This window comes from Rhodococcus sp. Leaf278 (assembly GCF_001426085.1).
Classification (GTDB): Bacteria; Actinomycetota; Actinomycetes; order Mycobacteriales; family Mycobacteriaceae; genus Rhodococcoides.
This window is the reverse complement of the sequence record NZ_LMRR01000034.1, coordinates 76,939-90,369: the sequence shown is the minus strand read 5'-3', so window position 1 is coordinate 90,369 and position 13,431 is coordinate 76,939. Positions and strand designations below refer to the sequence as shown.

Sequence of the window (13,431 nt, the reverse complement as noted above, 5' to 3'; positions counted from 1 at the left end):
GAGGGTCCTTGGACCCGGAATCACCGGGCAAGGCGAGCCCCGAGGTCGTCGACCACGTCGGCCAAATCGACAGTGCTCTGCTCGCCGTTCGAGAGGTCCTTCACCACAACCGATTCCGCTGCCAGTTCTTGATCGCCCAGCACCAATGCGTAACGGGCACCCGATCGATCGGCTGCCTTCATCGCTCCCTTGATACCGCGATTTCCGAACGCCATGTCCACGGCGATACCCCGTTCGCGTAGCTGCGCGCTGATATCGACGATCGCCAGTTTGGCTGCGGCACCCATCGGGATGCCGAACACCTGACACCGAGACGTGGCCCCCGCAGTCTTTCCCTCGGCGGCCAAGGCGAGGACGGTGCGGTCGACGCCGAGCCCGAATCCGATGCCCGACAGCGCTTGCCCGCCCAGCTGTTCCATCAGCCCGTCGTATCGGCCGCCGCCGCCGATGCCGGATTGCGCCCCCAGCCCGTCGTGCACGAACTCGAACGTGGTCTTGGTGTAGTAGTCCAGCCCGCGCACCATCCGCGGGTTCACCAGATACGGAACGTTCATCACGTCCAGATACGCCAGCACCTCGTCGAAGTGTTCTTTCGCCGAATCGGACAGGTGATCGAGCATCAACGGCGCGTCCGCGGTCATCTCGCGCACGTCCGGCCGTTTGTCGTCGAGAACCCGTAGCGGGTTGATCTCGGCGCGTCGACGCGTCTCCTCGTCCAGTGGAAGCGTGAAAAGGAACTGCTGCAACAACTCTCGATACTGGGGGCGGCAGGTATCGTCACCGAGCGAGGTGATCTCCAGCCGGAACCCGGTGAGCCCGAGGGCTCGGAATCCGGCGTCGGCCACGGCGATGACCTCGGCGTCCAACGCTGGGTCGTCGATGCCGATCGCTTCGACCCCGACCTGCTGCAGCTGCCGATACCGCCCGGCCTGGGGGCGCTCGTAGCGGAAGAACGGGCCGGCGTAGGCCAACTTGACCGGAAGTGCGCCCCGATCCAATCCGTGCTCGATCACCGCACGCATGACCCCCGCGGTGCCCTCGGGACGCAGCGTCACCGACCGATCTCCTCGGTCGGCGAACGTGTACATCTCCTTGCTCACCACATCGGTCGACTCTCCGACCCCGCGGGCGAACAGCCCGGTGTCCTCGAAGATCGGGAGTTCTATATGTCCGTAGCCGGCATTGCGGGCGGCGTCGAGCAGCCCCTCTCGCACGGCGACGAACTCGGCCGAGTTGGGTGGAAAGTAGTCGGGAATGCCCTTGGGCGCAGAAAAGGTGGTCGGCTTGCTCACGTTCACAGCTTCCCTTGCTCGGGGCCGCCGAGTCCAACGAGGAATGGATTGGACGCCCGTTCCTGACCGATCGAACTCTGGCCGCCGTGCCCGGGCAGTAAAACGGTGTCGTCACCGAGCGGCAGCAACCGGGTCGCGATGGAACGAAGTAGTTGGTCGTGGTCGCCGCCGGGCAGATCTGTCCTACCGATCGAACCCGCGAACAGGGTGTCTCCGGTCAGAGCCAGCGGAACCGCGCCCTCCGGCCCGTCGGCCCGGGTGAGAAACACGACCGAACCCTGGGTGTGCCCGGGCGTGTGCACCACGGTGAACTCGATTCCGGCGAGATCGAGCTCCACGCCGTCGGCGAGTTCGATCACGTCGTTCGGTTCGCGGAACTCGATGTCACCGAGCACGGCAGCCAACGCTGGACCCGTTCCCTTGATCGGGTCCGACAGCATGTATCGGTCCTCGGGTGCGATGTACGCAGAAATGCCGTACTTTGCGCAGATCGGCTCGACCGACCACGTGTGGTCGAGATGGCCGTGCGTGAGCAGCACTGCGGTGGGAGTGAGCGAGGATCGTGTCAGAAAGTCGATCAGCGGATCCGCGGCGTCCTGACCGGGATCGACGACGACGCACTCGGACGCGTCGTCCTGGGCCAGGATGTAACAATTCGTCTGAAACATGCCTGCGGGGAATCCGGTGACGAGCAAACCAATCGCTCCTAAAGGCTGAGGCCGAAGTACCGAGCAAGCTTAGTGGGGTCGTCCCGATCGGGTCCCCCCAGCATGCTCTCAGGCAGTGATGGCACACTCGCGTTGGCCGATTTTCGGCCTGTCACCACACGATCGGTCCGTACAGCGAGCGGGCGAGGTCGATTTTCGGACAAGCGGGAGGAACACGAATTGCCCAGCAACGAGCAACGGCGCGAGGCTGCCAAACGAAAGCTCGAACGCCAACTCGTACGGCGCGCGGAACGAGCGCGGCGTCGTAAGCAATTGACGATTGCAGGTTCCATTCTCGGTGTCGTCGCAGTCGTGGCCGTCGTCTCGGTCGTGTACGTGGTGACCCGCGGTGACGACGACGCGAGTACCGCTCAGGGATCGACGACGTCGGCACCCGCCGACTCCCTCATCGCAGCGGGACGTTCCGAGCCCCTGCCCGAAACGGTGAACTGCTCCTATCTCGCTGCGGCACAGCCTGCGGCCAAGGAGAACACTCCCCCACGCACCGACAACGTCCCCACCAGCGACGAGCCGCTGAGCTACAGCATGGAGACGACGGCAGGCAACATCGGTTTGACTCTGAACAACCCCGAGTCGCCGTGCACGGTGAACAGTTTCGTCTCGCTCGCCAACCAGGGCTACTTCGACGGCACCACCTGTCATCGACTCACCACCGGTGCCGGACTTCAGGTGCTGCAGTGCGGCGATCCTACCGGCACCGGCAGCGGTGGACCGGGGTACCAGTTCGCCGACGAATTCCCCGCCGACACGTTCGCCGAGGGCGATCCCGCTGCGCAGACGCCGATCTCCTACCCGCGCGGAACGCTGGCGATGGCCAACGCAGGGCCGGGAACAAACGGCAGCCAATTCTTCCTCGTGTACGGAGATTCGGAGCTGCCGCCGGCCTACACCGCGTTCGGCACGATCGACGAGACCGGCCTCGCCACCCTCGACGCCATCGCGGCCAAGGGAGCGCAGGGCGGCGCATCCGACGGGGCTCCCGCCGAGCCGGTCGACATCACGACGATGCAGAGCGATCTGTGAACCGCACCGCTGCCCTCCTGACCGGGCTCTCGGCTACCGCGTTGGTGTTGGCCGGCTGCTCCGGCTCGGCCGAACCCGCTGCCCAGCCTCCGGCAACAACCTCGTCGACACCGGCAGCAACGACAACACAGCGGCCGGCGTTGGACCTGTCTCGTTTCGGTGCGCTGCCGGCCGTACCGCAGCCGGCGACCGACACGGTCTCCTGCGCCTATCCGGCGGAGACTCCCGCCGCGAAAGAGGTGAATCCGCCACCGGTCGACGCCGTGGACGTGTTCGGAACCGTCGACGTGGCGCTGGCCACCAGCCAGGGGCCCATCGACATCACGCTGGACCGGACGCAGGCACCGTGCACGGTCAACAGCGTCGTGAGCCTCGCCCAGCAGGGATACTTCGACAGCTCTCCGTGCCATCGGTTGACGACGTCACCGGGCCTCGAGGTGCTCCAGTGCGGCGATCCGTCCGGATCCGGCCGGGGCGGACCCGGATACAGCTTCGCCAACGAGTACCCCACGACGGCATACACCGATCCCGCGCAGGCCGAGAATCCGGTGGTGTATCCCCGCGGGACGCTCGCGATGGCCAATGCCGGCCCGGACACCAACGGCAGCCAGTTCTTCCTGGTGTACGCCGATTCTGTGCTGCCGCCGCAGTACACGGTGTTCGGCACCATCTCCGAGAGCGGACTGGCCACCCTCGACGCCATCGCGGCGGGAGGAGTGACCGGAGGCTCCGAGGACGGCGCGCCTGCGAACCCGGTGATCGTGGAGTCGGCAACGGCGTAGATCGGTTCGAAACACGAGAGGGTGAGCAGAGAATCTCTGCTCACCCTCTCGTCGTTCTCGGGACCGCTCAGGCGGCCGAAGTCAGCCGGTAGACGTCGTAGACGCCCTCGACATTGCGGACCACGTTCAGCACGTGACCGAGATGCTTCGGATCGCCCATCTCGAACGTGAACTTGCTGATCGCAACCCTGTCACCCGACGTGGCGACGGACGCCGAGAGAATGTTGACCTTCTCGTCGGCCAGCGCCTTGGTCACATCGGAGAGCAGTCGGTGGCGGTCGAGTGCCTCGATCTGAATGGCCACCAGGAACACCGAGGACGCGGACGGTGCCCACTGAACCTCGATGAACCGCTCGGACTGCTCCTCGAGTGAACGCGCGTTGGTGCAGTCGGTGCGATGCACGCTGACCGAACCTCCGCGGGTGACGAATCCGAGGATCTCGTCTCCGGGCACCGGAGTACAGCACTTCGCGAGTTTGGCGACGACGCCGTCCGCCCCGGTCACCAACACTCCAGCATCGCCGACCTGCCGCGGCCGGGTCGGAATGGTCGACGGAGTCGACCGCTCGGCGAGTTCTTCCTCGACATCGCCGACACCCCCGAGGTGAGCAACGAGACGCTGCACCACGTGGCGAGCGGACACGTGATTTTCGCCGACCGCGGTGTAGAGCGCCGAGACGTCGACGTACCGCAATTCGTGCGCGATGGCCGACATCGATTCGGCATTCATCAACCGCTGCAACGGCAATCCGCCTCGGCGCACCTCCTTCGCGATGGCGTCCTTGCCGGCCTCGAGTGCTTCCTCGCGGCGCTCCTTGGCGAACCACTGGCGAATCTTGGTCTTCGCTCGTGGGGACGCGACGAACCCCTGCCAGTCCCGGCTCGGTCCGGCGGTGGCGGCCTTGGACGTGAACACCTCGACCACTTCACCGTTGTCCAGGGTGCGTTCGAGTGCGACCAGCCGACCGTTGACGCGTGCGCCGATGCAGCGGTGGCCGACCTCGGTGTGTACCGCGTAGGCGAAGTCGACCGGACACGATCCGGCAGGCAAGGTGACAACGTCGCCCTTGGGCGTGAAGACGAAGATCTCCTTGACCGCGAGGTCGTACCGCAACGACTCGAGGAACTCCCCCGGATCGGCGGCTTCACGCTGCCAGTCGAGCAGTTGGCGCATCCACGCCATGTCGTCGACCTCGGCGTTGTCCTGAGAGTGCTTGCCCTTGGTTTCCTTGTAACGCCAGTGCGCAGCGATGCCGAACTCGGCAGTCCGGTGCATGTCCCGGGTACGGATCTGCACCTCGAGAGGCTTGCCCTCGGGTCCGATCACCGTGGTGTGCAGAGACTGGTAGACGCCGTAACGGGGCTGCGCGATGTAATCCTTGAATCGGCCCGCCATCGGCTGCCACAACGAATGCACCACGCCGACAGCGGCGTAGCAGTCGCGGATCTCGTCGCACAGAATCCGGACGCCGACGAGGTCGTGGATGTCGTCGAAATCGCGGCCCTTGACGATCATCTTCTGATAGATGGACCAGTAGTGCTTCGGGCGACCTTCGACGACGGCACTGATTCTCGACGCGGCCAGCGTCGCGTTGATCTCGGCCCGAACCTTCTCGAGATAGGTGTCGCGGGACGGCGCACGATCGGCGACGAGACGCACGATCTCGTCGTACTTCTTGGGATGAAGAATTGCGAACGCCAGGTCTTCGAGCTCCCACTTGACCGTGGCCATTCCGAGCCGATGAGCAAGCGGCGCAATGACTTCGAGCGTTTCTTTGGCCTTACGGGCTTGCTTCTCGGGCGGCAGGAACCGCATGGTCCGCATGTTGTGCAGTCGGTCTGCCACCTTGATGACGAGCACTCGCGGATCTCGCGCCATCGCGATGATCATCTTGCGAATGGTCTCGCCTTCGGCTGCGGTTCCGAGAACGACCTTGTCGAGTTTGGTGACCCCGTCGACGAGATGGGATACCTCCTCGCCGAATTCCTCGGTCAACTTGGCGAGCGAATACCCGGTGTCCTCGACGGTGTCGTGCAACAGCGCCGCCACCAACGTCGTGGTGTCCATCCCCAGTTCGGCCAGGATGTTCGCCACGGCGAGTGGATGGGTGATGTAAGGATCGCCCGACTTACGCATCTGCGAGGCATGCAACTCATCGGCGACGTCGTAGGCCCGCTGCAACAACGCGAGATCGGCCTTGGGATAGAGCTCGCGGTGCAGGCTGACGAGAGGTTCGAGCACCGGCTTGACGGCAGCGCTGCGTCCGGCGGTGATGCGGCGCGCAAGACGGGCCCTCACCCGTCGCGACGCCGATGTCGGCACCGGTGCCGAATTGCGCGTACCGGACGGAGCCTGGGCGTCGTTCTGCGCAACACCAGGGTTGGCAGGGCCGGGAGTAACTGTGGACTCGGCACCGGGGCCGGTATCACCGGAACCGGTCTCGCCCGTGGGCACCACGTCGACTTCGGTCCGATCGGGAACGTCGGGCCTGTCGGGGACGGCCGACCCATCCGGCAAGGGCTGATCGATGTATCGGGTCACTCTCATCACCTCCTGCCACGCGCTCCACGCTGTCGCCGGACGCATCCGGAGAACGCATTACGTAGAGACTTTAGTCCTCATACTCGAACCAGGCAGGCAAGCGGGTAGTCAGTGCACCTTTCGCGCCCACGCAAGGCTGTGATCTCGAGAACGACGGCGGCACCGACTATCACCGCACCCTGATCGGCCAACAACCGTGCGGTCGCGTCGACGGTACCGCCCGTCGCGAGCACGTCGTCGATCACCAACACCCGCCGTCCCGCAACATCGATCGCCGTCGGAATCTGCAACTCGGCGGTGCCGTATTCGAGGTCGTAGGACCGCGAATGAACCGGTGGCGGCAGCTTGCCCGCCTTGCGCACCGCCAGCACACCGCAGCCCAGCTCCAGAGCCACACCAGCCCCCAGCAGAAAGCCGCGCGCGTCGATTCCCGCAACCAGGTCGACGTCGTGTTGGCCCTGCGCCAACTCCGACACGACGCTGCGTAACGCACTGCCGTCTGCGAACACCGGCGTCAGATCGCCGAAACGCACTCCAGGAACGGGAAAGTCGTCGACCCACCGCGTCAGCCGAGCCACGGCAGCGACTGCATCCGTCCGATCACCTGCGTCGTTCATCGAAGAAGAACCCACCGATCCATGTTCCATCCGGCACCAGCGGCCGTGGGGTTGGGCACCACGTCCTGCATACCGTCGCTGACGACGGTGGTGCGCGGCTCGTTGTACAGGGGAAGCGACGGCATGTCGTTCCACAGGATGTTCTCACCCTCCGTGGCGAGAGCCAATATCCGTTCCGGGTCATCGGTCACCGCCAGCTGGTCGACGATGGAATCGATCCTGCCGTTGCTGTAGCCGCCGACGTTCAGTCCGATTCCCGTCCTCAGCGCATAGCGTGCGACGGCTCCACCTGCAGACCCCGATGGCCCGGGCAGAGAGCCACTGCTGCCCAGAACCGCGTCGACGGCACCGTCGCGCAGAGCGGCCGGCGTGAACTCCGGCGAGCTCGCATCCACGATGGTGATACCGGCAGCGGCACAGTCGGCAGCCATGCGGCCGACTTCCTGTGCGCGGCGAGCATCCGGTCCCCGGTAGCCGACGCGAACGGTGAGGGCGCTCTCGCCGGCAGCGGCAAGTTCCTTCCCTGCCTGATCCAGGTCCGAGCGCCGATACCGATCGCCGACCACCGTGGCGACCGCCGGATATTCGAGGGTGTCCAACTGAACGAGTCGAGCATCGACGATGCCCGAGCCGAGCCCTGCCTCCGGTGCGTCCGATCCCGGATGCCCGAGCGTGTCGAACAGATCAGATCTCGGGATGCACGCGGCCACCGCGCGTCGCGCGCTCGCGTCGGCCAGCACCCCTTGCGTTGCGAAGGTCAGCTGTTCGAGGCCTCGTGACGGTTCCTCGCTGGTGGCGAATCCCTCGGTCGAGCCGAGATCGACGGCACCAGCACCGTGGTCGACTACGTCGAGCGAGCCGTCCGCCACCTTCGCAGCCAGGTCGGTGCCCTTGGGCCAGACGACGACCTGCTCGGTCTCGGGCGGAATTCCCCACCAGGCCTCGTTCGCGACGAGAACGAGACCCCCGTCGACGGTGTACGACTCGACACGGTACGGCCCCGCCGAGGGCAACAACGAGGTATCGATCGCGCCCGGAGTCAGGGTCCACCCGGTGTTCCAGAACTCGGCGATCCGGCCGACGACGTCGTTGTCACCGGCCAGGATGGGATCGACGACGTTCGGTACCCCGGCAGCCCGGGCAGCCACGTGCGCAGGCAACAGATCGGTGGCACCGAACAGGGCGCGCCAGTTCTGGTAACTCCGCCCCGGAGCGAACACGACCGTGGCCTCCTTGGCCCCCGGTACGCAGTCGATGCGTTGGATGTCCGAGTACCCGGCCGACGACGCCGCGTCGAACACGGGACCGTCGGCGGCGAATCGGCCGCTGTTCGCTGCCCAGGCCAACACGAGGTCGTCGCAGGCCATCGGTGCACCGTCGGAGTACTTCGCTGCCGGGGCAATGGAGTACTGCACGGTCAACGTGTCACCGGGAACGATGGCCGTTGTACCGATATCGTTGTCCGACAACGCATCTCCCTCGGGCCCGAGGTAGCTGAAGCCCACCTGCACCCGGGTGAACGCCTGCCGGGCTCCCGACGCCGCGCCGTCGACCGTTCGTGCGTTGTACGTGTCGACGACGTTGTCGAACGAGTAGCCGATCGAGGGAACCTTGTCCTCGGGTGCCGAACACGCGGTGATGGACACCGCAGCGACACCAGCTGCCACCAGTGCCGCGCTCCACCTGCGTTTCACGTGCACTCTCCGTTCCGGTCGAGCGTGCATGCCTACCGTCGCTTCTTGTTTCGCTTTCCGGTGGGCCGATTACCCGGCTGCGGAGTCGACGCTTTGGTGGTGGACACTCCGACGGCCACCGGTTCGGGAGCGAGACCTGCCGCGCGGGCGGCGGCATCGGCCCGCTTGGAGTGGACCTTGCGTGTGTGCACAGCGACCGGTCCCCATTTCTCCTTGAGCGTCACCAGCAGCGGAGTAGCGAAGAAGATGGACGAGTAGGCACCGACGATCATGCCGACGAGCTGCACCAGCGCCAGGTCCTTGAGTGTGCCGACGCCGAGCAGCCACACAGCCACGATCATGAGCGCGATCACGGGCAGGACACCGATGACTGTCGTGTTGATCGAGCGCATCAAGGTCTGGTTGACGGCCAGGTTCGCCTGCTCCGCGAACGTCTTGCGATGCAGGTTCAAGATGCCGCGAGTGTTCTCCTCGACCTTGTCGAACACCACCACCGAGTCGTACAGCGAGAAACCGAGGATCGTCAACAGCCCGATCACTGTCGCCGGAGTCACCTCGAATCCGACGAGCGAATACACCCCTGCCGTCACGACGAGGTCGAAGCCCAGAGCGGCCAGCGCTGCCAAGGCCATGTCCCGTTCGTATCGGACAGCGATGTAGATGCTGACGATGACCAGGAACACAGCCAGGGCGATCAACGCCTTCTGAGTGATCTGGCCGCCCCAGGTCTCGCTGACGTCGGACACGCTGATCGCGTTGGGAGTTGCAGTGCCGCTGTTGTCCTGGGGTTGAAACGCCTCGAACAACGCCTGACGCAAGCTGTCCACTTGACCGGGGTCGAGAGCTTCGGAACGAATCTGCACCGTTGCTGCCGCACCCGAGCCGACCGTCTGCACCGACACCGGGGGCATACCCAGCGAGTCGTCGTAGACGGTCTCGACCTGCTCGGTGGAGATGTTGTCCGCGGCCGGCAGAGCGATCCGAGTCCCGCCCTCGAAATCGATGCCGAGCGTGAAGCCGCGCACGAGGAAGCTCAGCAGGCACACCAACACGATGACACCGGTGAGGATGTAGTAGAAGCGGCGACGCCCGACGATGTCGAAAGCACCGGTTCCGGTGTAGAGCCTGGACAGCCAGCTGTGCTTGGGCTGAGTCGATTGATCGACACCCGAGTCGTCGAGGGGCGATGGGGTCGACGTGGTCGTATCCGACATGTCATGCCTCCTTCGACGGCGTGATGCCGGTCTTCACGGCGAGCGCCTTGTTGGCTGCACGTTTGCGTTCGAGCGCGATCTGCTGGACGGCACCGAGACCGTTGACGGACGGCTTGGACCAGAACTTCGACTTGGAAGCCAGGTACACCAGTGGCCAGGTGACCAAGACCACGACGATGATGTCGAGGATCGTCGTCAGACCGAGGGTGAAGGCGAATCCACGGACCTGCCCCACCGCGAGTACGTAGAGCACGGCGGCCGCGATGAAGCTGACCGCGTTACCGGACAGGATCGTCTTGCGTGCGCGAGCCCAGCCTCGCGGTACCGCCGACCGGAAACTTCGACCCTCGCGAATTTCGTCCTTGATGCGTTCGAAGAACACCACGAACGAGTCGGCGGTCATACCGATGCCGATGATGAGTCCGGCGATGCCTGCGAGATCGAGGGTGAAGCTGATCCACCTGCCCAACAGAACGATGATGCCGTAGACGACGAGACCCGCCAGTGCCAACGACAGGGCAGTGAGCAGACCCAGGGCGCGGTAGTAGAGAAGGCAGTAGACGAGCACCAGCGCCAGTCCGATGGCTCCGGCGATGAGACCGGCTTCCAGCGAAGCCAACCCGAGCGTGGCCGAGACGGTTTCGGCCTCGGAGGAGACGAAGGACAGCGGCAGCGAGCCGTACTTGAGGGTGTTGGCCAGCTCCGAGGCGCTCTGTGCGTTGAAGTTGCCGGTGATCGAGGTAGCGCTGCCCGCGGGGGTAGCACCCTGGATGACCGGCGCGCTGATCACCTTCGAGTCCAGCACGAATGCTGCCTGCTTCTGCAGGTTCGCCGCGGTGAATTGCGCCCAGGTGTTCGAGCCGTCCGAGTCGAACGTCAGGCTCACCTGGAACTGAGCCTGCTGACTGTCGAATCCGGAGGTGGCGTCGGCGATCTGCTGACCGTCGATGATCGTCGGGCCCAGGAGGTAGACGGCCGTCCCGTCGGTGGAGCACGCGACGAGCGGCAGAGCCGGATCGTCGTTGCCTGCGAGGGGGTCGGCCGCGTTGCAATCGAGAGACTGCATCGCCAGCTGCTGAATCTGTGGATCCTCGCTCTGTCGCAACGTCTTGGCGTCTGCGATCTCCTGGGCAGCGCGATCGGCATCGGACAACGACGCGTCGGTCGCAGGGTCCTCCGCAGCGGGCGCGTCCGTGGCAGGTGCCTCCGTGGCGGGTGCCTCCGTGGCGGGTGCCGGAGTCGGATCGACCGTGGTCGGATCCTGAGCTGGGAACACTCGACTCTGTGGTGCCGCAGGCGCGGCAGGATCCGCAGGGACGGCCGGATCAGCCGGTGCGGCCGGATCCACCGGCGCTTGCTCCGAACCACTGGCACCCTGGCCCGCCGACGGGGCCACCGACCCCACGACCGGGCGGATGAACAAACGCGCGGTCTGGCCGAGGGTTCTCGCCTGCGAGCTGTCGTCACCGGGCACCGTGATGACCAGGTTGTCACCGTCGATGACCACCTCGGACCCGGAGACACCGAGACCGTTGACGCGAGTCTCGATGATCTGCTGTGCCTGCTTCAGGCTGTCCTGTGTCGGTGCGTTGCCGTCGGGGGTGCGCGCGGTGAGAGTCACACGCGTGCCACCCTGCAGGTCGATCCCCAACTTCGGCGAGGGGTCTTTGTCTCCGGTGAAGAAGACCATGGCGTACACCGCTGCGATCAGCACCGCGAAAACGGCGAGATAGCGCGCGGGACGCACCGGTCCGCTGGAAGCTGCCACGGTCTGTGTTTCTCCTCTGAGGCGATGAAAGTGTCGGTTCCTGCGGGGCCTGCCGGCTCGATGCGTCAGCGGCGGGCGGTGCGATTGTGCACCACATCGGTCACTGCATACGAAACCGCTGCCGGATTCTCTCTCCGACAGCGGTTCGGATCAACGGCCGTTCACTCTTTTTCGAGCCGCTTCGACGTCTGTTCCACGGTCTCGTCGGGCCCGCTGACGTCGGTCTTGTGCAACGACGGCCCTGCGGTCGGGCTCGAGTCGATTGCCGAGACGTCCGCGTCGGTGGTGGTCTCGAACTCGGTGTCGTCGAATTCGGAGCCATCGGGCAGTACCTCGCGCACCACCGCGCGAGACCAGGTGGTGATGACGCCGTCCGCGATCTCGAGGTCGATCGTGTCGTCCTCGACCAGAACGACGCGGGCGTACAGGCCCGCCGTGGTGACGACCTCGTCGCCGACCTTCAGCGAGTCCTGCATCTCCGTGGTTTTGGCCAGCACCTTCTTCTGTCGACGCGCATTCAGAAACAGCGGTACCAGAAGGGCCACGATCAGCAGCGGAAACAGCAAATCCATCGGAAGGTCAGTCCTCGAAGTTCGGGTCGAAAATCGTCATTGTCTCGTGCGAGAACGCCGTGGGTGTGGGCCTCGCAGCTACCCAGTGTGCCATCACCGGGAACCGGTCCGGTCCCTTCGTGTCCTGTTCTGCCCGATTCAGTCGAATAATCCCTGCGCAGCCTCGGAGGATCGGACCGAAATTCCCCCTACCGCGAGGTCCGGCGGCGGGGTCAGACCGAGATGTTGCCACGCGGTGGCAGTTGCGACGCGACCTCGCGGTGTACGGGCGATCATGCCTGCTCGCACCAGGAACGGCTCGCAGACTTCCTCGACCGTCGATGGTTCTTCACCGACGGCGACGGCCAGCGTCGATACACCGACCGGTCCCCCACCGAAGCTGCGGATGAGCGCGCTGAGGACGGCCCGGTCGAGTCGGTCGAGGCCGAGTTTGTCGACGTCGTACACCACCAGAGCGGCTTTTGCCGTCTCCCGGGTGACGGTGCCGTCGCCCCGCACATCCGCGTAGTCGCGCACCCGCCGGAGCAATCGGTTCGCAATACGCGGTGTGCCACGCGAACGGCCGGCGATCTCGGCACAGCCGTCTCGGTCGATCGGCACCCCCAGGATCCCCGCCGACCGCATGAGAATGCGTTCGAGCTCGCTCGGCTCGTAGAAGTCCATGTGCGCGACGAACCCGAACCGGTCACGCAGCGGACCGGTGAGTGCACCCGACCTGGTGGTCGCTCCGACGAGCGTGAACGGAGCCACCTCGAGCGGAATCGACGTCGCTCCCGGCCCCTTACCGACGATGACGTCGACGCGAAAGTCCTCCATCGCCAGGTACAGCATCTCCTCGGCCGGACGGGCGATGCGGTGAATCTCGTCGATGAACAGCACGTCTCCCTCGACCAGGTTGCTGAGCATCGCGGCCAGGTCCCCGGCCCGCTCGAGCGCCGGCCCGGACGTGAGCCGCAGCGAGGTTCCCAGCTCGGCGGCGATGATCATCGCCATACTCGTCTTGCCGAGCCCTGGAGGCCCGGACATCAGAATGTGGTCGGGAGTGCCGCCGCGCATCTTTGCACCGGACAGTACGAGCTGGAGTTGCTCACGTACCCGAGGCTGGCCGATGAAATCGGTGAGGTTCTTCGGACGCAGGCTCGTCTCGACATCCAGGTCGTCGGACATCGCGTCCGCGCCCACCTGAGATTCGGCGAACT

11 protein-coding genes are annotated in these 13,431 nt (G+C 65.3%); 2 read left to right on the top strand and 9 right to left on the bottom strand.

Annotation, left to right across the window (positions count from 1 at the left end; translation table 11 throughout):
* Positions 1-20 precede the first annotated feature (20 nt).
* Positions 21-1,292, bottom strand: coding sequence for a histidine--tRNA ligase (hisS, locus tag ASG84_RS19470; protein WP_057478788.1), 1,272 nt, complete (start codon positions 1,290-1,292; stop codon positions 21-23).
* A 2-nt stretch (positions 1,293-1,294) separates the two neighbouring features.
* Entirely contained in the window at positions 1,295-1,987 is a 693-nt protein-coding gene (locus ASG84_RS19465; protein ID WP_057478644.1) for an MBL fold metallo-hydrolase, read from the bottom strand.
* Between the two features lie 192 nt (positions 1,988-2,179).
* Between ASG84_RS19465 and ASG84_RS19460 the strand changes: the two genes are divergently transcribed.
* Together ASG84_RS19460 and ASG84_RS19455 are read left to right on the top strand one after the other, a co-directional pair.
* On the top strand, positions 2,180-3,043 hold the full coding sequence (locus tag ASG84_RS19460) for a peptidylprolyl isomerase (protein ID WP_057478787.1): 864 nt from the start codon (positions 2,180-2,182) through the stop codon (positions 3,041-3,043).
* Positions 3,040-3,825: a peptidylprolyl isomerase gene (locus ASG84_RS19455; RefSeq protein ID WP_057478643.1), complete on the top strand. Its 786-nt coding sequence runs from the start codon at positions 3,040-3,042 to the stop codon at positions 3,823-3,825. The genes ASG84_RS19460 and ASG84_RS19455 overlap by 4 nt, the downstream gene beginning before the upstream one ends.
* Before the next feature lie 67 nt (positions 3,826-3,892).
* On the opposite strand, the gene ASG84_RS19450 is transcribed toward ASG84_RS19455, so the two are convergent.
* The 7 genes from ASG84_RS19450 to ruvB form a co-directional block, all read right to left on the bottom strand.
* The gene (locus tag ASG84_RS19450) at positions 3,893-6,367 is read right to left on the bottom strand and encodes a RelA/SpoT family protein (RefSeq protein WP_200936631.1); all 2,475 of its coding nucleotides are present in this window, start codon (positions 6,365-6,367) and stop codon (positions 3,893-3,895) included.
* A gap of 77 nt (positions 6,368-6,444) precedes the next feature.
* Positions 6,445-6,984 carry an adenine phosphoribosyltransferase gene (locus ASG84_RS19445; protein WP_057478642.1) on the bottom strand — a complete coding sequence of 180 codons (540 nt, stop codon included), beginning with the start codon at positions 6,982-6,984 and terminating at the stop codon, positions 6,445-6,447.
* A complete protein-coding gene (locus tag ASG84_RS19440; protein ID WP_057478641.1) occupies positions 6,981-8,708 on the bottom strand; it encodes an ABC transporter substrate-binding protein in 1,728 nt (575 codons plus the stop codon). Before ASG84_RS19440 ends, ASG84_RS19445 begins: the two co-directional genes overlap by 4 nt.
* A gap of 2 nt (positions 8,709-8,710) precedes the next feature.
* On the bottom strand, positions 8,711-9,892 hold the full coding sequence (gene secF, locus ASG84_RS19435) for a protein translocase subunit SecF (protein WP_057478640.1): 1,182 nt from the start codon (positions 9,890-9,892) through the stop codon (positions 8,711-8,713).
* Position 9,893: 1 nt separating this feature from the next.
* Positions 9,894-11,660, bottom strand: a complete 1,767-nt coding sequence (gene secD / locus ASG84_RS19430) for a protein translocase subunit SecD (protein WP_057478639.1) — start codon at positions 11,658-11,660, stop codon at positions 9,894-9,896.
* A 161-nt stretch (positions 11,661-11,821) separates the two neighbouring features.
* Complete coding sequence (gene yajC, locus ASG84_RS19425; RefSeq protein WP_057478638.1) at positions 11,822-12,232, bottom strand: preprotein translocase subunit YajC; 411 nt, start codon at positions 12,230-12,232, stop codon at positions 11,822-11,824.
* Positions 12,233-12,370: 138 nt separating this feature from the next.
* Positions 12,371-13,399, bottom strand: coding sequence for a Holliday junction branch migration DNA helicase RuvB (gene ruvB, locus ASG84_RS19420; RefSeq protein ID WP_057478785.1), 1,029 nt, complete (start codon positions 13,397-13,399; stop codon positions 12,371-12,373).
* Between the last annotated feature and the right edge of the window lie 32 nt (positions 13,400-13,431).